Origin of the sequence: Vibrio sp. B181a (assembly GCF_030248375.1) — a bacterium.
In the GTDB taxonomy this organism is placed as follows: domain Bacteria; phylum Pseudomonadota; class Gammaproteobacteria; order Enterobacterales; family Vibrionaceae; genus Vibrio; species Vibrio campbellii.
Map to the genome: position 1 here is coordinate 136,795 of NZ_JAHGAD010000024.1, position 25,651 is coordinate 162,445.

Annotated in this window: 20 protein-coding genes; 10 read left to right on the forward strand and 10 right to left on the reverse strand. The window is 46.2% G+C overall.

Translation table 11 applies throughout. The features are described 5' to 3' along the window. Positions 1–59 precede the first annotated feature (59 nt). The 4 genes from KIO97_RS12480 to KIO97_RS12495 form a co-directional block, all read right to left on the reverse strand. Positions 60–911 carry a DmsC/YnfH family molybdoenzyme membrane anchor subunit gene (locus KIO97_RS12480; protein WP_285382767.1) on the reverse strand — a complete coding sequence of 284 codons (852 nt, stop codon included), beginning with the start codon at positions 909–911 and terminating at the stop codon, positions 60–62. Then, complete coding sequence (locus tag KIO97_RS12485) at positions 911–1,540, reverse strand: DMSO/selenate family reductase complex B subunit (RefSeq protein WP_005433785.1); 630 nt, start codon at positions 1,538–1,540, stop codon at positions 911–913. Before KIO97_RS12485 ends, KIO97_RS12480 begins: the two co-directional genes overlap by 1 nt. After that, on the reverse strand, positions 1,540–3,987 hold the full coding sequence (locus KIO97_RS12490) for a DmsA/YnfE/YnfF family dimethyl sulfoxide reductase (protein WP_285382769.1): 2,448 nt from the start codon (positions 3,985–3,987) through the stop codon (positions 1,540–1,542). Before KIO97_RS12490 ends, KIO97_RS12485 begins: the two co-directional genes overlap by 1 nt. 524 nt (positions 3,988–4,511) lie before the next feature. Next, entirely contained in the window at positions 4,512–5,825 is a 1,314-nt protein-coding gene (locus KIO97_RS12495) for a MipA/OmpV family protein (RefSeq protein ID WP_045384151.1), read from the reverse strand. 273 nt (positions 5,826–6,098) lie between these two features. Here KIO97_RS12495 and KIO97_RS12500 point away from each other — a divergent pair, with 273 nt between their 5' ends. Further along, positions 6,099–8,141, forward strand: a complete 2,043-nt coding sequence (locus tag KIO97_RS12500; RefSeq protein ID WP_285382772.1) for a M4 family metallopeptidase — start codon at positions 6,099–6,101, stop codon at positions 8,139–8,141. A 50-nt stretch (positions 8,142–8,191) separates the two neighbouring features. Here KIO97_RS12500 and KIO97_RS12505 read toward each other — a convergent pair whose 3' ends face one another. Further along, entirely contained in the window at positions 8,192–10,003 is a 1,812-nt protein-coding gene (locus KIO97_RS12505) for a ricin-type beta-trefoil lectin domain protein (protein WP_285382821.1), read from the reverse strand. A gap of 334 nt (positions 10,004–10,337) precedes the next feature. Here KIO97_RS12505 and KIO97_RS12510 point away from each other — a divergent pair, with 334 nt between their 5' ends. The 3 genes from KIO97_RS12510 (at position 10,338) to KIO97_RS12520 (ending at position 13,235) form a co-directional block, all read left to right on the forward strand. Beyond that, positions 10,338–10,688, forward strand: coding sequence for a hypothetical protein (locus KIO97_RS12510; RefSeq protein ID WP_043883652.1), 351 nt, complete (start codon positions 10,338–10,340; stop codon positions 10,686–10,688). Positions 10,689–10,710: 22 nt separating this feature from the next. Then, positions 10,711–12,651, forward strand: coding sequence for an alkaline phosphatase D family protein (locus KIO97_RS12515; protein ID WP_285382775.1), 1,941 nt, complete (start codon positions 10,711–10,713; stop codon positions 12,649–12,651). Positions 12,652–12,794: 143 nt separating this feature from the next. Next, positions 12,795–13,235 (forward strand): TerB family tellurite resistance protein, encoded by a 441-nt coding sequence (locus tag KIO97_RS12520; protein WP_005433825.1) that lies wholly within the window; start codon positions 12,795–12,797, stop codon positions 13,233–13,235. A gap of 201 nt (positions 13,236–13,436) precedes the next feature. Here the strand turns inward: KIO97_RS12520 and KIO97_RS12525 are convergent, their stop codons facing one another. Next, positions 13,437–13,967 carry a 3'-5' exonuclease gene (locus KIO97_RS12525; RefSeq protein WP_005433656.1) on the reverse strand — a complete coding sequence of 177 codons (531 nt, stop codon included), beginning with the start codon at positions 13,965–13,967 and terminating at the stop codon, positions 13,437–13,439. A gap of 82 nt (positions 13,968–14,049) precedes the next feature. Continuing rightward, positions 14,050–15,591, reverse strand: a complete 1,542-nt coding sequence (locus KIO97_RS12530) for a sensor domain-containing diguanylate cyclase (RefSeq protein WP_285382777.1) — start codon at positions 15,589–15,591, stop codon at positions 14,050–14,052. A 285-nt stretch (positions 15,592–15,876) separates the two neighbouring features. Between KIO97_RS12530 and KIO97_RS12535 the strand changes: the two genes are divergently transcribed. Genes KIO97_RS12535 through KIO97_RS12545 form a run of 3 tightly spaced genes read left to right on the forward strand, consistent with a single transcriptional unit; the run spans position 15,877 to position 21,354 of the window. After that, the gene (locus KIO97_RS12535) at positions 15,877–16,509 is read left to right on the forward strand and encodes a DUF2760 domain-containing protein (RefSeq protein ID WP_005434042.1); all 633 of its coding nucleotides are present in this window, start codon (positions 15,877–15,879) and stop codon (positions 16,507–16,509) included. After that, positions 16,509–18,473, forward strand: coding sequence for an Hsp70 family protein (locus tag KIO97_RS12540; RefSeq protein WP_285382778.1), 1,965 nt, complete (start codon positions 16,509–16,511; stop codon positions 18,471–18,473). The genes KIO97_RS12535 and KIO97_RS12540 overlap by 1 nt, the downstream gene beginning before the upstream one ends. A 55-nt stretch (positions 18,474–18,528) precedes the next feature. Then, a complete protein-coding gene (locus KIO97_RS12545; protein WP_285382779.1) occupies positions 18,529–21,354 on the forward strand; it encodes an Hsp70 family protein in 2,826 nt (941 codons plus the stop codon). A gap of 85 nt (positions 21,355–21,439) precedes the next feature. Here KIO97_RS12545 and KIO97_RS12550 read toward each other — a convergent pair whose 3' ends face one another. After that, positions 21,440–21,634, reverse strand: a complete 195-nt coding sequence (locus tag KIO97_RS12550; RefSeq protein ID WP_285382781.1) for a hypothetical protein — start codon at positions 21,632–21,634, stop codon at positions 21,440–21,442. 86 nt (positions 21,635–21,720) lie between these two features. Between KIO97_RS12550 and KIO97_RS12555 the strand changes: the two genes are divergently transcribed. Further along, complete coding sequence (locus KIO97_RS12555) at positions 21,721–22,407, forward strand: DNA-3-methyladenine glycosylase I (protein ID WP_045419266.1); 687 nt, start codon at positions 21,721–21,723, stop codon at positions 22,405–22,407. An 83-nt stretch (positions 22,408–22,490) separates the two neighbouring features. On the opposite strand, the gene KIO97_RS12560 is transcribed toward KIO97_RS12555, so the two are convergent. After that, positions 22,491–23,468: a Gfo/Idh/MocA family protein gene (locus tag KIO97_RS12560; RefSeq protein WP_285382784.1), complete on the reverse strand. Its 978-nt coding sequence runs from the start codon at positions 23,466–23,468 to the stop codon at positions 22,491–22,493. Positions 23,469–23,479: 11 nt separating this feature from the next. Further along, entirely contained in the window at positions 23,480–23,767 is a 288-nt protein-coding gene (locus KIO97_RS12565; protein WP_285382786.1) for a putative quinol monooxygenase, read from the reverse strand. A 103-nt stretch (positions 23,768–23,870) separates the two neighbouring features. Between KIO97_RS12565 and KIO97_RS12570 the strand changes: the two genes are divergently transcribed. Together KIO97_RS12570 and KIO97_RS12575 are read left to right on the forward strand one after the other, a co-directional pair. Continuing rightward, positions 23,871–24,746, forward strand: a complete 876-nt coding sequence (locus KIO97_RS12570; RefSeq protein ID WP_285382788.1) for a LysR family transcriptional regulator — start codon at positions 23,871–23,873, stop codon at positions 24,744–24,746. Between the two features lie 332 nt (positions 24,747–25,078). Beyond that, on the forward strand, positions 25,079–25,570 hold the full coding sequence (locus KIO97_RS12575; protein ID WP_005433764.1) for a type II secretion system protein: 492 nt from the start codon (positions 25,079–25,081) through the stop codon (positions 25,568–25,570). Positions 25,571–25,651: the final 81 nt, after the last annotated feature.

A 25,651-nucleotide genomic window follows, 5' to 3' on the forward strand; every position in this document is an offset into this window, starting at 1 on the left:
GCCCCACTCTGCTAATTGTTATCAGTACAAATAATGGTTATCAGCACAAATAACGGTTATTAGTACAAACCAGATGTAAAGTGCATGCCGTAGAACACGTTACGACCCAGAATTTCTGCAACGAACAAGGCAACGAATGCCACGATAACCAGTAAATTCTTCTGACGACCTTCTGCGGTAAACAACTCAGCGAATACCCAAAGAGCAGCAGCAACCACAAGCAACAACACATGACCAGCAACATAGCCAGATAACATGGTGATTTGATCTAAGCCACTGTGAATCGCCGTTGAGATACCTGCGAAGTAAATCGTCTGCATTACTGAGAACGCTAGGTTCAGCGCAACCAGGCTTACACCAGCCCACATTAGGCGACGATTGGTTTTCTCAGCCGTCACGTCCAATACGTTGATCAGCGTGTAACCAAACATCAGACCCGAAGTCACGACCGTAAACCAAAACGCAACCGTGGTCATTGATGAGTACCATGCTGGTACCGTTTCGATTTGGTAAACATTCGCCATCGCGAACATGAAAATCACGCCAACCGCGATAGACAACCAGTTCACGATTTTACGCACGCCTTCGCTACCGATTTTTAGAATCGTCAGCAACCAGTACAAACCCGCTAGAGACAGAAAGCTTGCCCCCGTTAAGATCTCGTTAGATAGCGCCGCACTACCAACACGGTTTAATGCGTTGAAGGCACGAAGTGGGCTACCCAAGTGAGTGGTTGAGAACAAGAAACCCAATCCCATTACAACCAAAATTGCGAAACGTGCGATGTTCATACGAGGTTCTGTCACGCGTGGTGGCTTGCCGAATTTCTCGAACGCATTAACCGTTAGGTGCGCGCCAACCGCTGTTTGAGCAAGAACCGTAAAGGCAACTAATGGTGCTTCGTATAACATTATTTCACCTCTCTTGGATTCTGTAGGAAACCAGTGCGGTCATTGGTTGGGCGACCATTTGGATTTAGCTTCACGATCAGGTTCGGGCTCGTAATGCGAGAATCTGGCAGTGGTGCCACATCCGCGTTTGAACCGTATTTCGCGCGTAGCTCATCAATTGGACCAAACTCAATCGCACGCAATGGACAGCTATCAACACACACTGGCATTAAGCCTTCTGCGACACGTTCGTAACAGCCATCACACTTAGTCATGTGACCTTTTTCTTCGCTGTATTGAGGTGCGCCGTAAGGACACGCCATGTGACAAGATTTACAGCCGATACACACGCTTTCATCGACAACGACAAAGCCGTCTTCTTCACGCTTGTGCATTGCACCTGATGGACAAACCTTGGTACACGCAGGGTTAGTACAGTGGTTGCAAGAGATCGATAGGTAGTACGCGAACACGTTTTGACGGAACGCGCCATTTTCCTCTGTCCAGTTGCCGCCTACGTATTCGTAAACACGACGGAAGTTGCGGTCAATCCCCAGGTCTTTGTTATCTTTACAAGAGAGCTGACATGTTTTGCAGCCAGTACATTTGCTTGAATCAATGTAAAAGCCATACTGCTTCGCTGTGCTCATTATTTAGCCCCCATTTTCTTAATTAGCGTCACTTCAACGAGGTTGGTATGGCTCGGGTTTGATTTTGCCAACGGGCTTGGACGTTGTGTCGTCAGGACATTGATTGAACCCGCTTGGTCAACACCTTTACCATTTGGTGAGTACCATGCGCCCTCACCTAAGCCAACGATGTGTGGCATGATGCGTGGGGTTACTTTTACGCGAACGTTCATTTCACCGAACTTGCTACGCACGCTAACCAAGTCACCGTTATCGATGTTGCGTGACGCTGCATCAATCGGGTTAATCCAAAGTTCCTGTGGTGCCGCTGCTTTTAGGATGTCGACGTTACCGTACGTAGAGTGCGCACGAGCTTTGTAGTGGAAACCCGTTAACTGAAGTGGGTACTCTTTACGCTCAGGAGAATCCCAGCCATTAAACGTCGAAACGTATTCTGGTAATGGCTTGATAGATTCATCTTCGTCCAATTCCCATTCTTCGTTGATCTTCGCTAACGTCTCTGAGTAGATTTCAATCTTGCCCGATGGCGATGGTAATGGGTTCGCCTCTGGGTCACGACGGAAGTCTTCATATGCCACGTGTGGACGGTCGAATTGCTTCTTATAGATGCCCTGCTTTCTCATCTCATCGTAAGACGGCAAGTTTGGATCGTTGTTTTGTTTAACGGTCTGAGCGTACATCCATTGCAGCCACTCTTCTTGAGTGCGACCTTCAGTAAACTCATCAAACACGCCCATGCGTTTCGCCACACCAGACATAATGTCGTAGATAGGTTTACATTCGAAACGAGGCTTGATCGCTTGGCTTGCAAAGATGAAGTAAGGCATTGATGCAGCTGCACCATCCATACAGAAATCCGATTGCTCTGACGTTGTGCAGTCTGGCAATACGATATCGGCATACTTCGCAGAAGACGTCATGTGGTTGTCGATCACCACAATCATTTCACACGCTTTTTCATCTTGAAGAATTTCGTGTGTGCGGTTGATGTCTGAGTGTTGGTTTATCAGACAGTTACCTGCATAGTTCCAGATAAACTTGATGTTATTTTGTAGCTTCTGAACGCCTTTAATACCGTCGGTCAGATCTGTCATTTCCGTACCGCGGTAAATCGCGTCTGTCCAAAGGAACATTGGGATAGAAGCGCTGATTGGGTTTGGCACTTTCGGGAAGCGTTGGAATGGGTATGAGTGGTTACCTTCACGAGCACCAGTACCACCACCTTGCAAGCCAACTTGACCACGTAGCAATGACAACATCATGACCGCTTTACACGCTTGCTCACCATTTGCTGAGCGTTGTAAGCCCCAACCTTGGGTAATGTAAATGCGTTTAGCATCGCCAACTTCGCGTGCAAGTTTCAAAATCACATCCGCTGGAATGCCCGTGATAGGCTGTGCCCACTCTGGGGTTTTCTCGATGCCATCTGGGCCAGTACCCATAATGTAATCTTTGTAGCTGCCGTTTTCTGGCGCTGATGCAGGAAGCGTTTTACGGTCGTAACCTACACAGTAGCGGTCAAGGAAGTCTTGATCGACTTTATCTTCCGTAATCAATACATGGGCGATGGCTGCAATTAAAGCTGCATCTGTACCGTGCTTGATAGGAATCCATTGGTCTTCACGGCCTGCAGCGGTGTCAGTGTAACGAGGGTCGATACAAATCGTGCGAGTGTGACTGATGTTTTTCGCATCCACATAGTTGTGAACCTGACCACCACCCGACATACGGGTTTCTGCTGGGTTGTTACCAAACATCAGACATAGGTCTGCATTTCGAACATCGTCAATCGAGTTGTTATCAACGAATGAACCGTAGAAGTACTCTGACATACATTCGATGTTTGCTGCAGAGTAGTCACCGTAGTGATTTAGGTAACCACCACAAAGGTTCATCATACGAGCAACTAATGTCGCGCTCGGATCCCAACTCTTAGTTACTGTGCCACCAAGCGTACCTGTACCGTAGTTTAGGTACACCGCATCATTACCGTGGTCTTTAATGATACGTTTTAGGTTATCACCAATGAGGTCAAATGCTTCATCCCAAGTGATGCGTTTGAACTTACCTTCACCACGCTTACCAACGCGAAGAAGTGGGTATTTCAAACGGTCTGGCGAGTAAACACGGCGACGCATAGAGCGACCACGCAAACAAGCACGAACTTGATGGTTGTGGTTATACACATCATCACCCGTGTTATCGGTTTCTACCCATTTGATTTCACCGTCGACCACGTGCATACGAAGTGGACAACGAGAACCACAGTTTACGGTACATGCCGACCAGACAATTTTTTCGTTTGGTTTTGCTGGTGTTTCTTTGGCAACCGCTTTAGTTGAAAACGGGAGAGAAAGCGCGTTTCCTGCTAACGCCAAAGCGCCAAGTGCAGAACCGCCCTTTAAAGCATCACGCCGAGTAATATTAAACTTACCATTTTGACTCATGGTTTTTTCCTAAATTACGTTTTTGAATTTGGTCGTGGCGCTTAATTAATGGCTTTAAGTGGGGAAAGAACACTCGTTAGAAATAAAAGACATAGAGATTGTATTTTCAAAATAGGCATTCATTGAAAATATCTAATTTCACCTTAATTAATACACAAGGCAAATCAAAGCAACATTTCTACAAAACCATCAATTAAGCTAGATAGCACAAGCCTTGAGCAACTAAGGCATGGCCACCCGCCACTATTAGTATCCTTGTAGATTTAAGGGGTGATAATCTTGACCACAGTCAATTATTAAAAAATACAAAATGCAATCTTATATTTCATTTCAACGTTTTATATGAATGAAATATTAATAGGTCAGAGAGGTGTCAATTCAATTAAATATTAGAATGATTTTTAATTTGAATGAATAATAAATACTAATACAGAAGAATGGAAATAAGAATAATTGCCAATTAGCAGGAAATAAATAAGCCTCATGTCAAAATGAGGCTTATTTATATTTGTTTTCAGCTGAGCTTAAAAATCATACTGGAAGTAGATCGTGTTGTAGTTACTGCCGCCTTTGATTCGGCCAAACTGAGAAGCACTCTCGAAAATCGCACTACGGTGATGCAACGAGTAACCGACCCACATGTTTTCCCAATCTTTCTGGTTAAACAGATCGCCTACATTCACATCAAATGAGAAGTCGAGATAGTTCAGCAAATTACTTGCGGTGTAGCCCTTCTCTTCCATCTCGGTACCTTCGATGTAGGTGATGTTATCGATGTAAGACATACCCTCTGCAACACCGAAACGCCATTTGGTCGGCCAATTAAAGGTGTAGTAAGCCTTAATCGCCATCACATACTCAGTACTGGACGATTGAACCTCCGATGACCAATGGTGGACCAGACCTGGCGTCAGATAAATGTCGATCGGTAAACCAAAGATTTCATCCGTCAAAGGGTGTCCGTAGAATAATGACGTTAGCTGGTTGTTGTATTCATCCTTCTCGGCATTAAACTTGAAAATATCGCCGATATTGGAAGGCGTTGCCCAACCGTGAGCGACACGCAGATACGGACGGTTGCTCAACTCAGATTTGCGCGCCTTCCCTTTGTCATTGAAGAAACCGAAGCCAACAAAGACTTCACCTTGATAGCGGTCTTCAACAATTTGGCTATTATACGCTTCATTGTCTAAGCGCGTGACGCTGGTTTCGCCAAGTAAATACAGGTTCGAGATAACATGGTAACGCGCCTTAATGCCTAAGTTAGCATCAATCCCTGCCCCAATTTTCTCGCCCGTTACTTCATCAAACGAGTAATAAGTGCTGTTGAAGTCGGCGTCTTTATAACGAATGGTAAAGGAAGGTTCCAACTCCCAGTCGCCAAACTCGTAGTTCGCCGCGATACGGTAGTTAGAATGAAATTGAAATTCGTCATCCGTCATAACTTCGAATTCAGCGCGCCAGTTCTCGTCAAAGTTGTAACGAATTTGGCCACCGACATCGACGCGATCGCCCTCAAAAGCGTTTTGAACTGATTTAGGAATATCAACAAAGCGCAAGCGCATGATCGCACTCGCACGCCAATCTGAGTCGTCCTCATCAAACAAGAACACGCCACCTTCAAGGCCATCAATATAAAGGTGTTCATTCTCAAAGAACATCATTGGTACAAACGTGCTTACCGTCGAGTCATCGTCAGCTGTATAAAAAGGAATCGCAGCAGTGCGGTACATCGCTGCAATACCCCACTCTTGTTCTGCATGCTTCGACTCAGCAAATGCGGCTCCGCTTAGCAATAAGCCCGAACATACTAGCGATGTTCCTAGTAGGTGTTTCATAACTCTCCTATGTCGCTGTAATTAGAGACAGTATTCAATCACAAAGAGTATATCTGACTTTACCCGTCTATCGGTTAAAAATTCCTACAGGACTACGTAGCGTTACTATAACCGCACATATTTTAGGCGATTTATAAATTTGTTTTGAATTAACTTCAAATATTCAACCAATTGCACTTACGCATTTCTGGGTTTTATCTTTAATCTGCAATCGCATTTTTGCTATGAATACATACACATAAGAAAATACACAATCATAATAAAAGGTTAATTATGCGAAACGTCACTTTATTATCGCTTGTCCCTTTCGCGTTCGCCTCGCAGGCAGCACAAATTGTGGAACACTCTCAAACTGACCTCTCTGAAGCACTCAATATTGCTGGTGAATCATCCTACATGCCAGCAAGTACCGAGCTGAGCTATCAAAACATCAACCGAGTAGAAATTGGCCAACAAACGCTTGTTCGTAAACAGCAGTTGCACTACGGCGTACCTGTCTACGGCCACTCTGTCGTCGCAGATCTTTCCGCAAAAGGCTTTGCTCAATCGATTGACGGCAATGTCGTGGTTGGGATCGATAACGACTTGGACTCAACGCTACCAATGATCAGTGCCAACCAAGCGATTGAGATCGCAACGGGTACTGAGCAAGGCTTTGCATCTAACGAGTCTCCAGAGAATGATGCTCGTGCGGAACTAATGGTTTGGCTTGACGAACAAAATACTGCGCACCTGATCTACAAAGTCGATGCGGTTAAAATTGTGAATCTGCGTCCCTCTCGTCCTATCACGCTGGTCGATGCAAAATCAGGCGAGATCATGGACCAATGGGAAGGCCTTGCATTTCTTGAAGCAGAAGGCCCAGGCGGCAACCAAAAAAGTGGCCGTTATTACTTTGGCCCAAATACTAAATTTGGTGGATTTCAAGTTGACCAATACTGTCAGATGAACAGTGATAATGTCGAAACGATCAACATGAACAACCAACAATGGGGTGGCCAAGTTCATCGCTTCAACTGCAACGTGAATAACTACCGAGAAATCAACGGGGCATACGCGCCAATGAACGACGCACACTACTTCGGCCAACGTGTGTTTGACATGTACCGTGAGTGGCTTGGCGCACGTCCTATTCAACAAAAACTCACCATGCGCGTTCACTACGGCTCAAACTATGGCAACGCGTTTTGGGATGGCCGTCAGATGACCTTTGGTGATGGCAACAGCTCTATGTACCCTCTTGCGACTTGGGATGTTATCGCACATGAAGTCAGCCACGGTTTCACCGAGCAAAACTCAGGGTTGGAATATCGCGGCATGTCAGGCGGAATGAACGAATCATTTTCTGACGTCGCTGCTGCTGCACTTAGCCAATACGTGCATGGTAGTTTCAACTGGAAGATGGGTGAACACGTGATGAAATACTCTCCGGCAATGCGTTACTTCATCAACCCAAGTCACGACGGAGCTTCGATTGGTCACGTGAACCAGTACTACCGTGGCATCGATGTTCACCACAGCTCTGGTATTTTCAACAAAGCCTTTTACCACCTAGCGACAAGCTCAGGCTGGAGCATCAAAAAAGCATTCATGGCTTACGCAACGGCGAACCAGTTGTACTGGACGCCAAACTCAACCTTCCAGCAAGGTGCAGAAGGCGTATGTAAGGCAGCGCAAAAGCTGGGATATGAAAGTTCTGCGGTCACGTCTGCGTTCTCTCAAGTGGGTGTTCAGGTGATGAACTGTGAAAGCGGTCAACCTAATCCAAACCCGAACCCAAATCCAAATCCAAACCCTGGACCAGACACTGGCATGACCGAGCTTTCGCTCAACATGCCTGTCGCGCTCCAAAGCAACACGGCAGGTGAACAACAGTTCGTTCTGCGCAGAACCTCTAGCGATGATGTTTGGGTACAAACTTACAATGGCTATGGTAATGTGGAACTTTATGTAGCAATTGATCGCCCAGCAACACCTTCAGATTACGACTGCTCATCGACCAATATGGGTAATGAAGAAGCGTGTGGTTTTGGTGGTATTCAAGGTTCAGACATTTATGTCACTGTAACAAATACGCAGAGCGCTTCTGATGCCTACCTTGCCGTCAGTGAGGCATACGGAACGCCACAGCCAAATCCAGAACCACAAGACCAGTGCGCATCTCTGCAAGAGTGGTCACCTTACACTTACTACCCTGCTGGTTCTTCAGTGAAGTATTGGGGCAACCGCTTTGTTGCGACACAAGATAACTGGGGAGCAGACCCTTATCAGAACTACTGGTTCTGGACATTTGAAGGCAGCTGTAACGACTATTAAGCAATGATAAAGAGAGCCCGCTACGATAGCGGGCTCTGTGTTTGTTTTAACTATTCCAAATACCACTCACTGCCTTGTACATCGGCTTCAACAAGCCAAGTGCGGTCATTCCACTTCAAAGCATTATCAAGACGGTTCTTTATCTGCCCACCTTCCCATCGCCACTGCTGGGTAGGAAAATCGCCACACTGCTCAAGAGTAATCTCAATGCCTTGTTGATCAAGGCACAACTCAGGATTGCTTCGACTCACAAGCTTGCCTGCAGACGTTAACTTCCACTCTTGGTTATCTCCACTATGACAACGCCAACCAAACACTCTTGAGCCCTCACCTGATGCGCTGTACTCCACATCAAGACACTGCGAGCCACTCTCCGTGTTGGTTTTTATTTTTTTCCATCCACCTTGGTCATCTTGCTTACCTGACGAAGCGGCAAACAGAGCTTCGACAACTGCCGTCATTGGCTGCGTGTAACGAGAAGCACGTGGGGCTTGGTACTGCCAGTTCTGGGGAATCGGCAATGACATATCCCACTCGCCGTAGCCATCGTAGTATGATTTTGCTACCGCCATTGGTGTTGGTGTCCAGAGGAAGTCTGGGTGACGATTTTGATACCACTCCCCTCCAATCACTTGTCCATTTGCATCGATTTCAAGGTCGTAGTAATACGTCACTCGTGATACGCCATCATAACGAGGCATGTCAGTCGAACGATGCGTAGGGTTAGTTTCAACCATGTATTCAACTTGCATTTGAACACCAACAATGGAAGCTGCACGACGTGAGCGATATGTAGAGAAACGATCTTTGTCGTAAGATTCCAAGCTGATCATGACATCTGCAGGATCAGAGGCCGACCGGTACGTTTGCGGATTAAAATATTGCAAGTTGTAGCCTAAAACAGGCTGGTTCCAAACTTGATAATCGTAAGTAGCATCCATGATCAAGCTACGGCCAGATAACCCCAACTGGTTTAACACCGCTAAGTGCCAACTGGCTGGGTTGGTGTCATTACAGTCCGGTTCAATCACTCGCCCATTTTCATCTTTTGCTGGGTTCTTTATGTTGCACCTCCCACCAATAAAACGAGTTTCAAACGGCGCTTCTGCCCACAATAAAGTTCCAAGTGCTTTGATATCAGAAGGGTAAAACTTTAAAGGCTCACCATTAGCGTCTGGCACAGTGACAGATTGCGTTGGCCTCGGAAGCATATACGCAGCCGCAGCCCAACCATGGCACAGTCCCATCCAGCGTTCTACACTGCCATTCGATTCGTAGTACCCTTTGCCAGAATCCCAAGAACGCTTTGATAGCGTAAATTGGGTATCCCCCACCAGCAAATCGTATTTTTCTGCCGGAGATAAGTCCTCTCGATCCTGTCCTTGAACCGTGACTACCGGCTTTTGAATGTGCGAAAAGTCAAAATACTCTTGCCAATTACTCGCACTGAGCTCCCTGTCGCCATAGCGCCAAGCAGCAGCACCAGAATACAGAGGCCAGTATGTGTCGGACCAAGGTTGTACATCAAGTCGTTTGAAGTTTGGTGTCTGACGGTGTAACTCATCGAGATTTCGAATCAGGCCATTTCCTAAATCCACCAAACGTGCAGGATTGTCATTATTAAGATTCGCAGAAAATGAGTGAGGAGATTCTGATGCCGCTCTCTTCATAATGGCATCGCGCACGGATGCTCGAATGGATTCCGATTCTTCAATATTAATGATGGGATACGTGTCGCCCTCCTTTTGAGGTAACTCGTTCATCACTTCAGTTGGGTTTTCATGAAAAGCACTCATGAAAACTTCAATGTTATTGTCAGCAGCCATCACCCCAAATGCGGGGGAAAGACAAAGTAAGGTCATTATTCGTTTCATTTCGGAACTCTATTATACGTCAGTTAAATTTATTATCGATAATCATTCTCATTATCGAATGGTGACGTAGAGTGCTTAGTTCCCGCCATGAAATCAATCAGCACATCGGACCAATCATTCGATTCGTGATTCCACCTATGAAGATTTGTTGGATTTATCACCAAATTTATTTAAAGCGAAACTTATCGATAATTGCGCATTTACTGGGGCTAAAGATGTGATGACAATGCAAGCAATTAAGCCCCCACAATGATTAAATGGCTTAGTTTTTTCCCATTTCGCCGATACAATAGAAAACCAATGATCAAAGCCGCAGTGAACCGTGAAAGCATCTGAACTCATCACCATAATCAACAACTTGCCTGAAGGTAGTAACCCCGATATCGTCATGGGAGAAGAATGGCTACCTGAGCGCTTGGAAAGCACCACACTCGATGGTGACATGCTGTTCATGCACTTCGATAACGCACCAGAAGATGGCCAAGGCGAAGAAGAAGGCCGTGGTTTTGTTGACCATGAAATTGACTTGATTCGTACTCGCCTACAACAAATCCTTGATGAAGATAGCGATAGTGCGTCAAAAGCCGATGCCATGTTAGGTTTGTTTCTGATGGGACATGAACTTAGCAGCTCACAAGTTATCGAAATACTCGAAGAAGATTCAGAACACTGATTTAAAATAATAGGAAACCGCTTTGCCAACATCGCTCAATACCAACGAACATCCCTCTCTTCCCCTAATTATTGCCGGTCCAATTTTAAGAAAAGTCACCGCAACGGAAGTGAACATTTGGTTGGTGACAACGCAACCTCTCGAAGGCTTGGTTGAAATCAGCGATGCTGGCACGGGTGAACAATACTATTCTCAGCCTGTTTCAAAAGAGCATCTATTACAAGTCGGTAAACGTGCTTGGGTTTGCATGCTGACGCTGCAAGGCGAATTTCCTACCCACCGTGCACTGCGTTATCAGCTCCATACTCAATCCGGTTTGTTAACCGAGTTGATGCCCCATCTTATCTATGACGAACATAAGCAATCAGCACAAGGTGTGGAGTTCTTGATCAGCGAGAAAGCTGATTATGTATTGCACGGTTCTTGTCGTAACCCACATCATTTCAGTAAGGACACACTCGTCCAAGCAGACGCAAAAGTTGCTAGCCAGCAGATAGAAGACCGCCCAGATATGCTGATCATGAGCGGCGATCAAATCTATGCCGATCATGTAGCGGGACCAATGCTGGACGCCATCGAACAGTTGGTCGAGTTATTGGGCTTACCCGATGAAGAGTTCGAACAAGCGCCGATTAAAAACACGCAAGAGCTGTATCAAAGTCCAGATTGCTTTTATGGCCGAGATAACATTCTGCCCCACTACGTCGACGATGGAAGCTTACTGAGCAAGTTCTTACCTCATCGTGGCACACCCATCTTCAGCTCGCGCGAATGTGAAAACCATCTCATTAGTTTTGCCGAACTGTTTGTGATGTACCTACTCGTTTGGTCTCCAGTGCCTTGGACGTTAGTCAATCGCGAGCGTTTATTGGATAGAAAATTCACCACGGGCGGAAAAGCACTAGAGCCAAAATGGCAGCAGCATTGGCGTGACGAGAAAGTTCACATCGATGCTTTTGTTGAAGGTTTGGGTAAAGTCCAGCGTTTGCTCGCTCACGTTCCTACTTACATGATCTTTGATGATCATGACGTGACCGACGATTGGAATCTCACGGTTGGCTGGGAAAAAGCAGCCAATGAAAACCTCTTCTCGCATCGCATCATTGGTAACAGTCTGATCGCTTACTGGCTGTGCCAAGGTTGGGGAAACGCACCCGAAAAATTCAACGCCCCATTTATGGATCATGCGCGTCGCTACTTTGAAGAGCTCACTTCAGAATCCCAAGACGAGTTCATAAAGTACCTCTATCGTTTTGAAGATTGGCACTACACGATTCACACCTCACCAAAAGTGGTGGTGCTGGATACGCGTACTCGTCGCTGGCGTTCAGAGTCTCGTATGAACAAACCATCGGGTTTGATGGATTGGGAAGCCTTGATTGAATTCCAGCAAGAGTTGATGCATCAAGACAAAGTGATCATTGTCTCTGCCGCGCCCATGTTTGGTGTGAAGTTTATTGAAACGCTGCAACGCATCATGACGGGCTTTGGTCAGCCATTACTGATTGACGCAGAAAACTGGATGGCGCATCCGGGCAGTGCGAATACCTTGATCAGTATTTTCACTCACACCAAAACACCAACTAACTTCGTGATTCTCTCTGGTGATGTGCACTACTCTTTCGCTTATGACATCAAGTTGCGCTTCCGCCGCAATAGTCCAAACATCTATCAGATCACTTGCAGTGGGATTAAGAACCAATTTCCTGCACAACTACTGAGCGCATGTGATGCAATGGATCGTCTGCTGTATAGCCCTCGTTCACCATTAAACTTGTTCACAAAGCGCAAGCGTTTAAAGATTTTTAAACGCGCCCCAAGCCATCACAATTTCTATCGTTTAGTGAACCAAAGTGCGATTGGGGAGCTGAGACTAGATGAAGATGGAAAGCCAAGTAATATCAGTATATTAACAGGCGAAGGCAACTCAATATATTTCCCTCCAACACAAGTTGAGGAATAAATCAGCGCTTTTGCGGTCAAACAAAGTATTGAGCAAAATCACCTTCTCAACCGTATGAGTTCTTGATCAAATTGCTTCAAGACCTTGAGATTTGCTCGAACCATTACCATCTTAAATAAATAGATAACAGCTTGGTGTTCAACATGTTTAATTCGCTTACTTCATTATTTAAACAACTTATTGAAGGCTCAGACCTTAGCCAATCCAACACACTGTCACCCAATATGGCGATAGCATGCTTGCTTTGTGAAGTGGCGGGTGCAGACCATCAAATCGATGAAAGAGAGCAAGCAACCAAACGTTCTCTGATAATGAAATTGCTCTCATTAACGGAAGAAGAGACCAACACCCTCCTAGCTCAAGCTCAAAGCAAATCGAGTGAGTCGACTTCCCTTTATGACTTTACATCTCAGCTGCGTGAGCTTTCTCAAGAAACCCGCTATGAGCTCATCAAGAGTATGTGGGAAGTAGCGTACGCTGATGGAGAAGTTGATCCACTGGAAGATGCCGTAATTCGCAAAACAGCGGAGCTACTCTACGTCGACCACAGTGACTTTATTCGAGCGAAGCTGCAATCTCAGTAAAGCAGCCTTAGGATAAGTAAGAACCAATAAAAAACGCGCTACATGAGCGCGTTTTTTGTGTCTCTATCTTGGATTCAGCCTAAACAAATCGCCTTCCTTCCAGAGCCAAGCCAACATTGTTGTTATCTATTAATAACTAATTTAGTACTGGCTTATGACGAGAAGACTGAATTCCAATGAAAGATTGATGAAAGCCTAGGTTTACAGCATGGTCAGTGCAAGTTTCGCTAAGTTGTACGCATCCACGTACCCCGAATGCTGGCGGCCTTCCCACTCAATACCTTTCGCTTCTTGCGCCGCTTTATGGCCAATACGTTTGTCTTTAAGACGGTTTTGAATGCGGTACAACGTCGCTAGGTTAATGAACTCGGTAAACGGGGCATCAATGCCCTTTTGTTGACACTCTTCTAGCAGAATAAGATCATCACGTCCCCAAGACGCGTAAATCTTGTTACGACCGCCGAAGTTCTTTAGCATCGACTTGAGCACTTCTTCTAGTGGTCGACCTTGTTTTTCAATCTTACGAGGCGTGATACCGGTTAATTCAGCACAAAACAGAGAGACTTCATCATGCTCTGGTTTCACGTAGTATTGCGCGCGTTTTACGATTTCACCTTTCGACAAATCTATTTCAGCCAAACCAACTTCAATGATCTCGCCCGTGCTACCCACGCCGTTTTCATTCCAGCAGCACATTTCTAAATCGAAGCAGACGATACGGTTATGGTTCATAGTTTGTCTTGATTCCTAACGTAAATTTGAAAGCGTGAGATTCTACCGTAACCAAACTCAAAACTCGAATTTGCTCGCTGAATTAATCACCGATCGATACAGAGTTTCGACCATTTTTCTTACTTTGGTAGAGCTGCACGTCCATTTTGTGGAACAAACTCTCAGGATCTTCCCCTTTGTGCACCGCGGCCCCGATACTCAAGGAGCAAATGATCGGCGTGCTTTCGTAGTCAAATGGTGAACTCGCCACGATGCCACGCAACTTGTCTAGATAGATGGCAAGCTCTTCTTTATCCGTTACCTGCGATAAGATACAGAACTCATCACCACCAGCTCGGTAAAAACGGTCACCATCAAGTAGATTCGCATTCACCAGTTTCGTCACATGCAATAACGCTTCATCACCAGCCAAATGGCCATATTTATCATTAATCAGTTTGAAGCGGTCGATATCGAAGCCAACCAAAGAGAACTTAACGTCACCATTAATGTAATGCAGCAAGTTATCGTTAAATACGCGTCGATTGAGCAATTGGGTCAATGGGTCTAATTCCGCCATGCGCTTTAGCTCCACGGTTTTACTATCAAGCATGACCGCTAGGCGTTCTTTCTCACGAGATTGAAGGTTGACGATATAACTGATCAACAAAGCGATCACTAAGCCTGCGATGCCTGTGCCGTAAAGCACCGAACGCTCCCAAGCAGAAACCGATTCTGACAATTTAAACTCAACTTGCCATTCACGATTTGGCAGCGGAATGGTCCGACTGATAACTTTACCATTCAACCCATCCCAATCGGCGCTTTTGAACAGCACAGGATCGTCGTAAGCATCAAAACCCAAGTCCTCAACTTTGACCGACATATCTAGCTCTGTGGCAGTTTTAGTAATCAGTTGGTCAAAGTACACGGTGCTTCGTACCACACCAATGACCACACCAAGCAGTTCGTGTTTGTCGTAGCTAAAAACTGGGTGATAAACCAGCAAGCCTGACTTTTCTAAAGATTGATCGTATCCATCTTGTAGCAGGCGAACTTTGTCAGAAATGTTCGGTCGATTATTCTTAATAATGTCATCAAGGATCAGTTCAAATCGCAGACGCGATGAGTAAAAGCCCAGTAATGATAAATTGGTTTCGGTTCTTGGGTAGATGTCTGTTGCTATAAAGGCTGGCGCGCTGTTTTCAAGGATATAACCCTGAGTTCTTGGACCGTCTTTTGGTACAGTAAAAATCTCGAAAGCAGGAAAAGTTTCGCGGGTCTTTTCTAGATACGTATCAAGCTCATTTGGCGCTACACGCTCCATCCACTGCAAACCAATTAAGCTCTGTGAACCTTCTACCACTTGTTTCGCGTAGTAAGGAAATTGCGTCCAGTAAGACTTGTCGACGGAATGAAAGAAGTTGGCACCAGCACCAATGAATTCGAGATCGTTTTCCACCGCAAGTTTGAGAGATTCCGCTTGGCGGTCAGCCAAGGTATCAAAGATGGTCATGGTGTAACGCTGTTGGATTTTGTAGGCAACACCCACCATGCCTGCGGCAACAATAATGACCGTAATAAAGGCTACAATAGAAGCAGAATATCGTTTGAAAATGCTCTGTTGAGCCGTGCTATATGTCATTTACTGTTCCACGTTTTTTGCGTGTAATGCTTCGATAATGATGGAAATACTGCGCTACATGTGGATAAACATCAAGCAACAACGTTTGTAGCTCCGTCTAATCGTTGATTTTTCATGCTAATCATGCGGTATATTCACGAATTATTACAGTCTTAAGCCTTGAATATGCTACCATCCACCATCATTTTAATGTCTAAACTTGGTGCAGGTCGCAAAGACGATCCTTTTAGTAAACATATGAGCCAATACTGAGCGCCAATAAATCAATAGAAAGAGAAAAATGTCATGAACATTGATTTGAACCTAATTCCTCAAACGTTCGATATGCTTCACGCAGGCCTTGCGGCTTCGAGCGTTTTACTTCTTCTTATCGCGGTATCTCGTAAATCTAAAGTGATCGAGAAAGTGGTAGAAAAACCAGTCGAGAAAATCGTCGAGGTTGAGAAGCCAGTTGAGAAGATCGTGGAAGTAGAAAAAGTAGTGGAAGTTGAGAAAGTCGTAGAACGTGTTGTAGAAGTTGAATCTAAGCTTGCTACTGCATCTACAGATTCTGCAATGCAGCTGCTTTCTATCATGCAGCAAGAAGCTCGTCTGATTGACTTCCTAAAAGAAGACCTAACGTCATTCTCTGATGAAGAAGTTGGCGCAGCTGCTCGCGTAATCCACACTGGCGGTCAGAAAGTGCTGAACGACTACGTGACGCTAGCACACGTTCGCAACGAAGACGAAGAAACTCGCATTACGGTTGAAGAAGGCTTCAACCCACAAGAAATCCGCCTAACTGGCAACGTTACAGGCAGCGCGCCATTCAACGGCACGCTAGTTCATAAAGGCTGGAAAGCAACATCAATGACGTTGCCAAAACTAGCGGAGAACTACGATGCATCTGTGATCGCTCCAGCTGAGGTTGAGCTGTAATGGAACACATGAACCAAGAAAACCATTCTCAAGAAGCGTCTGTTGAAACTCAACAGACGCCTAAATTCAGTGTTGGTATCGACTTAGGTACAACACACTGTGTCATGTCTTTTGTTGATACACACGATGAAGACGCTCGCGTTGAAGTTATGCCTATCCCGCAGCTTACTGCGCCAGGCACGGTAGAGACTCGCAGCCAATTAGGCTCTTTCCTTTACCAGCCGCACGAGCACGAAATGAACCCGCAATCACGCGTTCTTCCGTGGTCGAGCGAGCCAAAAGCTCTGGTTGGTGCTATTGCACGTAACCTAGGTTCAAAAACACCAATTCGTCTTGTTGCAAGTGCGAAATCTTGGCTTTGCCACGCTGGTGTGAACCGTCGTGATGCATTCCTGCCAGCAGGTAGCCCAGAAGAAGTGGAAAAAGTATCCCCTCTTCGCGCGACAGAGCTTTACCTAGAGCACCTAAAAGACGCTTGGAATCACACCAATCCAAATCACAACCTTGCTGATCAAGACGTAACTATCACGGTTCCTGCTTCTTTCGATCCTGCTGCTCGCGATCTAACAGCAGAAGCAGCTCGCAACGTTGGTTTTGTGCACCTAACGCTTCTAGAAGAACCACAAGCTGCACTTTACAACTGGATCGATAACAGCAACGACAAATGGCGCGACGAAGTTGAAGTTGGCGACATCGTACTTGTGGTCGATATCGGTGGTGGTACGACTGACCTTTCTTTGGTTGAAGTAACTGAAGACGACGGCAACCTAACTCTGAACCGTATCGCGGTAGGTGAACACATCCTACTTGGCGGTGACAACATGGACCTTGCACTTGCGTACCGCTTGAAGATGAAGCTAGCGCAAGAAGGCAAAGAGCTTCAGCCATGGCAAGTTCAGGCAATGACGCACGCATGTCGTGACGCGAAAGAAGCGCTATTGAACGACAGCGAACTTCAGTCAGTGCCAATCGTAGTACCAAGCCGTGGTTCTAAACTGCTTGGCGCAACGTTGAAAACAGAACTGACTCAAGAAGAAGTACAACAAACACTGGTTGATGGCTTCTTCCCTCAAGTTGCGATTACTGACCACCCTGTTCAACGTAACCGTGGTGCACTGACGCAAATGGGCCTACCTTACGCACAAGATGCAGGTATTACTCGTCACATCGCAGCGTTCTTGTCTAAGCAAGCCAATGCCCTTTCTGCGTCAGGAAATGGCGCAGAAGCAGCAGCTCAAGACTTCAACCCATTCGCAAACATGCCTGGTATGCCAGGTGCGGATGCAGCGCAGTCAGCTGACTTCATCAAGCCAACCGCAATCCTATTCAACGGTGGCGTTCTGAAATCGAAACTTCTAGCAACTCGTCTAGAAGACACGATCAACGAATGGCTGCTTGAAGCAGACGCTGAAATGGCGAAACGCCTAACAGGTGTGGATCTCGACCTTGCGGTTGCTAGCGGTGCGGCTTACTACGGCTCTGTACGTCGTGGTCAAGGCGTTCGTATCCGTGGTGGTATTGCTTCGGCGTACTACGTGGGTATCGAAAGTGCGATGCCAGCGATTCCGGGCATGGCGCCGCCAATGGAAGCACTGTGTGTAGCACCATTTGGTATGGAAGAAGGTTCAAGCGTTGACGTACCAAGCCAAGAGTTTGGTTTGATCATCGGTCAGCCAGTTAACTTCCAATTCTTCGGCTCAACCGTTCGTCGTGATGACCTAGCAGGTACTCACCTAGACTACTGGGCACCAGAAGAGCTTGAAGAGCTACCAGAAATCCAAGTAACGCTGCCTGTATCTGAAGGTCGTCGTGAAGGTGAAGTGGTTCCGGTAACCCTAGCCTCTCGCGTCACAGAGCTTGGTACGCTTTACTTAGAAGCCATTGCCGCTGATAACGGTCAAAAATGGCATGTTGAGTTCGATGTGCGCGAAGACGCGAAAAGCAACTCAAACGAAGAAGAATAAATAGAAATCAAACGGCATCCAATCGGGTGCCGTTTTTAAATACACGAAGGTTTGTATGGCATCTCCTCGTTTTCTTGTTGGTATTGACCTTGGCACCACAAACACTGTGGTGGCGTATTGTGAAATCACCGACAACCTTGAACAATCCGAAGTATCCCTATTCGACATCGACCAATTGATTGGTCCAGGTGAAGTGGTTCGTAAGCCACTGCTGCCCTCTTTCCGCTACCATCCTGCGGTTGGTCAAATCTCCCCTTCTGACCTGACACTTCCTTGGGAAAACGAACCTGTTTCTGGCGACATTAGTAATGTGATCGTGGGTGAATGGGCTCGTGAATTAGGCGCTAAGGTGGAAGGACGTCAGGTATCCAGTGCTAAAAGCTGGCTATCGCACCAAGCAGTGGATCGTAGCTCAGACATTCTTCCTTGGGCTGGCGCGCAAGACGTAGATAAAGTCTCACCCGTTATTGCCAGCGCAAGCTACCTCAACCACATTCGTCAAGCATGGAACTACCGTCACCCTAGCAACAAGCTAGAAGACCAAGATGTGGTTGTGACCGTTCCAGCGTCGTTCGATGAAACCGCTCGTAAGCTCACGCTTGAAGCTGCACAGCTAGCTGGTTTGAAGAAAATCGTCCTGCTCGAAGAGCCACAAGCCGTATGTTACGACTGGTACGCACGCCACCAGCAAACCGCAGCTGATGAACTCAAAGAGCTGCCACTGATTCTTGTGTGCGATGTGGGCGGTGGTACTACCGACTTGAGCTTGATTGAAGCCAGTTTCTCTTCTCAAGATGAACTAGCCCTTGATCGTATTGGTGTTGGCGAACACTTAATGCTGGGCGGTGATAACCTCGACTTAGCATTAGCGCACCTTGCAGAGAGCCGCCTTTCTCAAAATAAAGGGGAACAAAGCAAGAAGCTCACTGCAGCAAGCCTGACTAAGCTGATTCAGCAAACTCGCAAGGCGAAAGAAAACCTACTTTCAGCAAGTGCACCTGAAGAAGTAAAAATCACCATGCTAGGCAGCGGCTCGAAACTTCTTGGCGGAACAAAAAGTATTGGGCTGAGCAAACAAGAAGTGCACCAAATCGCTTTGGATGGCTTCTTCCCGCTTTCTGATTTCAGTGAAGTGCCCGACAAACGCCGCAGCGCCGTTGTTGAGTTTGGTCTTCCATACGTCGCTGACCCAGCAGTGAGCAAACACGTTGCCGAGTTCTTAACTCAGCATCAACAAGTGTCTCGTGCCGCTCTTGGTATCGAAGACGACAAACAAAATGCCATTCCAGTCGGTTTGCTACTCAACGGTGGTGTGTTCAACAGTGAGCTTGTGACTGAGCGTGTCACTACCCTCCTTTCCGATTGGCGCGGCGCACCGGTTACGGTATTAGATAACCCGCATCCAGATTGGTCAGTTGCGCTGGGTGCCGTTGCCTTTGGTAAAGCACGTCGTGGTGCACAGCTTAAAATTGGTGGTGGTGCAGCGCGTTCTTACTTCTTGCATCTTCAAGAAAAGAACAAGATGGGCAAAGCGCTCTGTTTGCTTGCAAAAGGTACAGAAGAAGGTCACGAGATCCGCTTAAGTGGTCGTCGTTTCTCACTTACCCTAGGGGAACCCGTTCGCTTTAACCTGCTGACTTCTACCCACGACACCTTAACCAATAACACTGCCATTCAAAACGGTGTGATGGTGGACGTTGATCCGGACTTGTTTGCGCCTCTGCCGCCTTATATCACCACCCTTGAAGGTGAAGGTGCCGAACTGCAAGCCAACCAGAAAGAGCGCGTAGAAGTGCAACTGGCGTGTCAGTTGACGGAAGTCGGCACGCTTAAGATGGAATGTGTCAGCGCAGAAGACGACAACAAACGTTGGGAGCTAGAATTCGAAGTTCGTAACAAGCAAACCGACGACAGTGAACAAGTTAAACTTCACCCTAAGTTGAACGAATGTAAGGAGCTGATCGCTCGCCTTTACAGCGGCAATAAGAAAAGCGCGGAAAGCAAAGAGATCAAAACCTTAGCCAAAGATCTTGAGAAGAAACTTGGCAAGCGCGACGAGTGGGACTTCACGACCCTACGTCAACTGTTCGATACCTTTGCACAAGGTCGTAAGCGTCGTCGCCGTTCTGAACAACACGAGAAAAACTGGCTTCGTTTGGCAGGTTTTGCACTGCGTCCGGGCTTTGGCGATCCAACCGACTCATGGCGCATTGAGCAAGTTTGGGGTCTCTACCAACAAAACATTCAGTTCAAGAACCATCAGGGTTGGACTGACTGGTGGGTGTTCTGGCGCCGTATCGCAGGTGGTTTAAGCCAAGAGCAACAAGAGAACATCTTGGCGGACATCGCGAAATACCTACACCCTGGCGCGATGAAAAACCCACAATCAGCCAAAGCGGCACAAGACATGGGTTATGAATCCATGGTTCGATTGGCGGCATCGCTTGAGCACCTAGAAGTCGAAGACAAAGTTCTATTGGCAACGTGGTTCTTGAGCAAAGCCATCAACCACAATCAGTTCGAACAAGCGCACTGGTGGGCAATGGGTCGCTTGGCATCACGTACCCCTTTGTATGGCAGCCAGCACAATGTCATTCCTCGCGAACAAGCGGAACAATGGTTACCTAAGCTGTTAGAGCAGAACTGGCAAAAAGAGCCAATGATCGCTTTTGCGGCCGTAATGATTTGTCGTAAGACGGGCGACCGCCTATTCGATATCTCTGACGACTACCGTGAACAAGTTCTCACTAAGCTGAAGCAAAGCAAGGTGCCTGAATCTTGGGTTTCACTGGTTGAAGAAGTCAAAGAGCTTTCTGAGAGCGAATCGAAGCGTATCTTTGGTGATGCACTACCAAGTGGTTTAACGCTGGTAAACAACTAGGCTCCCATACTTATAAACGCAACAAAGCCCTTCTCGTGAAGGGCTTTGCTTTATCTGGTTCTACTTGCTGGCGAAAGACGAGTCATTAGTTCATTTCAGTATTGATCACCACATCACGTGTTTCATTGTCCATATCGCTGATACCTACCACCGATACTTCTCGGTCTGACAGGTTCTCAATCATGCTGTCTTCTAACCCACCATCGGTCATCCACGCATAGAATTTTTCTGCAATACGATCCGAACCTTCCCCGACAAACGTTAATGTGACCTTCTTCATTTGTGACACTCCATCAATTTACGATTCAGCCACTTAAGCGTAGTATGTTTCGTAAATATCGACATAAATCAGGACTAACTTCTTTTATGAGTATCGAAAAATTTGACGCGATTTATCAGCGCGCTGCCGAGCGTAAAGGTGGTGAAGATCAACTTGAAGCGCTTTTGTCTCATCCACTAAGCAAAGAAGAATTGGCAGCGATTCCCGACGACCGTTGGTTGGCCGCTTTTTCGATGAAGGTATTCCAAAGTGGGATTTCGTGGAGCGTGGTTCGCAACAAATGGCCGAACTTCGAAGAAGTATTCTTCGGATTTAAGATTGAGCCGTTGTTGATGCTGTCAGACGAGCAATGGGAAACCAAAGCAACCGACAAACGCATTATTCGCCACCTCACCAAAGTCATGTCGATTCCTGCCAACGCTCGTATGATCCACGAAGCAAAAATAGAACACGGCTCGTTTGGTCAAATGGTCGCAGATTGGCCACAAGGAAAAGTCACCGACTTGTGGGCATATTTAAAGAAAAAAGGTAATCGCTTAGGCGGAAATACTGGCCCTTACACACTTCGTCAAATGGGCGTCGACACTTTTATCCTATCTAGCGACGTTGAAGCTTATCTGCGTAATTGCAAGATCATTGAAGGTGGCAAAGATACTAAGAAATCGCTCGATGCAACTAACAAAGCCTTTGTTCAATGGCAGCAAGAAAGCGGTAGAAGTCTGACTGAAATCAGTCAAGTCATTGCATTCAGCACTGGCGATAACCGCATTTAATCCAGACTGAACACAAAGTAAAAACGGCGCACTGATCATTGGATTTAGAGCGCCGTTTTATGTTCATTGGTTCAAGTACAGACTTACTTTGAAGCCAGTGATTCCCACTCAGTCAGTAGCTGCATAATACGGTGAGAATCGTCCCATGTTGCACAAGGGTTTTCTAACGAGGTACGCCCTGCTTCAACCGCTTGGCGAATAGTGCGCACTTGATAGAAGAAAGCGTCCCCAGCTGCCGGTACAGACACTTCACGCTTCGACGTCTCGTAAACTTCCGCACTAAACTGGTTATCTTGCGCTGGTAGCCATGGGTTCGAGTCTAACGTAATACAGCCTTTGCTACCAAGAATGGTGAATTGGTGTTTCAATCCGTGATCTTCGGCAGTGTGTACGCTCGCCGTTTGCTGCTCTCCGAATTGCATCATCAAGCTCGACTCGCAGATGTTCCCATCGTTACCTCGTCGGCCAATCGCTGTCACAGAGCGGTTCTCAAAAGCTTGCTCACCCAACATGGTTTTCACCACCAAGTGCACCAATGACATTGGGTAACAGCCCAAGTTATATAAAGCACCTTTGCTGTCTGGGTTCACAAACTGTGCAATCGACGCGATATAAGAAGTATGGATGGAGCGAAGTTCACCAATCTCTCCCGATTTAAGCACCGAAACCAACTCGCTGATCAACGGGTGATGTAAATACATTAAGCCTTCAGCAAAGAACACCTTGTGCGCTTCTACTGCTTGAAGTGCCAGCTCGGTTTTTTCCATATCTACCGAAAGTGACTTTTCACACAGGATCGCTTTGCCCTGCTCCGCCGCTTTAACGATAAAGTCATGATGAAGGTGATTTGGCAATGCGATATAAATAATGTCGACTTGCTCATCGGCAATCAACGCATCGTAATCGGTGAACGTATTCTCGATGCCATATTGCTCAGCGAATGTCTTTAAGTTATGTTCCGAACGCCCAGCAACCGCGTACAGTTCACTCTTGTCATCGCCTTGGATTGCCTCAGCCATGACACCTGAGATAAAGCTTGTGCCTAAAATGCCCCATTTCATGTTCACGTCTCCTATTGAGCTTGGGTTTCGAATGCTTGGACTAACTCTGCCACTTCAGCAGCAATGAACGCTTGTGTATGCGGCATAGCAAAATGCGCTTCAATCGCGGCGCGGTTTTCATATCGCTCCCAAAGAATCACACGTTGTGGATCTGTAGAATCGTAGGTCGCATTCGCTTGCAAGCACCCCGCTTCGCTTTGCATATCAAGGCAAAATTGTTCAATGGCTTCAACCACTTGTTGTCTTGGCTTATCGGCATTCATTTTCAGTTCGGCGGTAACAAAAATCGTCTCGCTCATGATGGCTCTCTTTCTCCATTCTTAATCATACGCCCACTGTAATTAACCTCATTTGATTGATAAACTCTGCTTTAGTTATTTCTTTATCAACTCAGGGTGTGCAATGGATAAATTAACAAGCATGAAAGTTTTCGCTTACGTGGTCGAACACGGCAGCTTTCGTAATGCTGCACACCACTTTGATATTTCACCGACTATGGTTGGCAAGCACGTGAGCTTTCTTGAGCAAAGCTTAGGTACACAGCTGATTCATCGCACCACGCGTAAACAGTCCCTAACTGAAGCTGGCAGACTCTACTATCAAGAGTGCCACCGCATTATTGAAGACATCACCAACGCAGAGAACCTAATCCAGACACTGATCAACCGTCCAACCGGAACGGTGAAAGTTAACTGCCCTGTCACTTATGGCAAAAAGGTCATTGCACCCATCGTGGCTGACTTCTTAGCAGAATTTCCCGATTTGAACGTTGAGCTGATGTTGGATAACAATTTGATTGACCCATATCGAAGTGAAGCAGACGTGATTATTCGAATCGGAGAGTTAGTCGATTCGTCGTTAGTCGCGAGAAAACTGGGTGAATACCACATGACTTACTGCGCCTCACCCTCTTATCTTGAGCAGCATGAGCCTATCCAATCACTTGAAGATCTGGAGCATCATCATTGTTTGGGATTTCAGTATCACCAAGGGGAAAGCCAACAAGTGGTCAACATGCCTTCTAATACCTTTGGAAACAGCAACACCCGATTAACGTCTAATAACGGTGATGTGCTGAAGTTTGCCGCGTTAAAAGGCTCTGGCGTTCTGCTGCAACCAAAGATCTTAGTTGAACAAGAAATCCAATCTGGCGCATTGGTGGAAATTCTCCAGCAACATGCTCCCAAGCCAAAACCGATCCATCTGCTTTACCGTTCAAAACAGCTTTCCCTTAAAAATCGTACTTTTGTCGAATTTGTTCTTTCTGAGATGAACTAACCCACCTCTCGTCGCCAAAAGCCGATTTTATTTACCCTGATAAACTTCTCCAGTGCGTTAGTGATACAAATGCCACACTCACCAGAGGGAATTCACGATTGAGGGCATCATGTTCCACGCCTTATTCCAACACGTATTTCATCTCTTCTTATTGAGAGAAAACTTACTTTTTGTGTGAGAATGAATGAGTTTCCCCTGCAATTTTAAGCAACTTGTTTTATATATTAGAACCGAACCATTCATCGCATAACTTCATTCTTTTTCAATACCTTTACAACCATAATTTTGTTCCAGAATAGCAGACTATAAAAACACATATTCGGAGGTTGGTTGTGCGTAATACCAAAGGTTTTACACTGATAGAATTGGTGGTTTGTATCGTCATTCTTGGCGTGGTAAGTGTCGTTGCGCTCCCAAAATTTCTTGGTATCCAGAAGGATGCTCGCATCGCTGTCTTGTATGGTGCCCGTGAGGCGCTGATGACCGCCAACAATCAGGTCTACGCAAAAGCCGTGATCCAGTCGCAAGAAAACGTCGATTCTGGAGAGCTGATGAACATTGACTTGGACAACGACGGCGTTAACGATTTGATTGGCTATTACGGCTATATTAAGAATGTGATTCCGGCTCACGATTTGGCGGGATTTGATCCTCAGTTAACCATCAATCGATGGTATGGCGTCGAAGACGAAGAAGAGCCCTACTTTCTTATCGGCTTCGCAAACAAGCCTGTCGACATTTTTCATCTTTGCTACGTAGAGGTGTATTATCCGAAAACCGCAGGTGGTCAAATAAAATACGGAATTCAAACCAGAGACTGCTAAAACCGATAAAAACCAGCTTCAAGAGTGATACTTTTGGAGCTTTTTCCCTTCTTAGGGACAGAACTCCTTAAAAATGGCATT

Coding starts and splice junctions, on each gene's coding strand:
- KIO97_RS12480 (WP_285382767.1), bottom strand. CDS start 911: ATGTTATACGAAGCACCATTAGTTGCCTTTACGGTTCTTGCTCAAACA.
- KIO97_RS12485 (WP_005433785.1), bottom strand. CDS start 1,540: ATGAGCACAGCGAAGCAGTATGGCTTTTACATTGATTCAAGCAAATGT.
- KIO97_RS12490 (WP_285382769.1), bottom strand. CDS start 3,987: ATGAGTCAAAATGGTAAGTTTAATATTACTCGGCGTGATGCTTTAAAG.
- KIO97_RS12495 (WP_045384151.1), bottom strand. CDS start 5,825: ATGAAACACCTACTAGGAACATCGCTAGTATGTTCGGGCTTATTGCTA.
- KIO97_RS12500 (WP_285382772.1), top strand. CDS start 6,099: ATGCGAAACGTCACTTTATTATCGCTTGTCCCTTTCGCGTTCGCCTCG.
- KIO97_RS12505 (WP_285382821.1), bottom strand. CDS start 10,003: ATGACCTTACTTTGTCTTTCCCCCGCATTTGGGGTGATGGCTGCTGAC.
- KIO97_RS12520 (WP_005433825.1), top strand. CDS start 12,795: ATGTTTAATTCGCTTACTTCATTATTTAAACAACTTATTGAAGGCTCA.
- KIO97_RS12525 (WP_005433656.1), bottom strand. CDS start 13,967: ATGAACCATAACCGTATCGTCTGCTTCGATTTAGAAATGTGCTGCTGG.
- KIO97_RS12530 (WP_285382777.1), bottom strand. CDS start 15,591: ATGACATATAGCACGGCTCAACAGAGCATTTTCAAACGATATTCTGCT.
- KIO97_RS12535 (WP_005434042.1), top strand. CDS start 15,877: ATGAACATTGATTTGAACCTAATTCCTCAAACGTTCGATATGCTTCAC.
- KIO97_RS12540 (WP_285382778.1), top strand. CDS start 16,509: ATGGAACACATGAACCAAGAAAACCATTCTCAAGAAGCGTCTGTTGAA.
- KIO97_RS12545 (WP_285382779.1), top strand. CDS start 18,529: ATGGCATCTCCTCGTTTTCTTGTTGGTATTGACCTTGGCACCACAAAC.
- KIO97_RS12550 (WP_285382781.1), bottom strand. CDS start 21,634: ATGAAGAAGGTCACATTAACGTTTGTCGGGGAAGGTTCGGATCGTATT.
- KIO97_RS12555 (WP_045419266.1), top strand. CDS start 21,721: ATGAGTATCGAAAAATTTGACGCGATTTATCAGCGCGCTGCCGAGCGT.
- KIO97_RS12560 (WP_285382784.1), bottom strand. CDS start 23,468: ATGAAATGGGGCATTTTAGGCACAAGCTTTATCTCAGGTGTCATGGCT.
- KIO97_RS12565 (WP_285382786.1), bottom strand. CDS start 23,767: ATGAGCGAGACGATTTTTGTTACCGCCGAACTGAAAATGAATGCCGAT.
- KIO97_RS12570 (WP_285382788.1), top strand. CDS start 23,871: ATGGATAAATTAACAAGCATGAAAGTTTTCGCTTACGTGGTCGAACAC.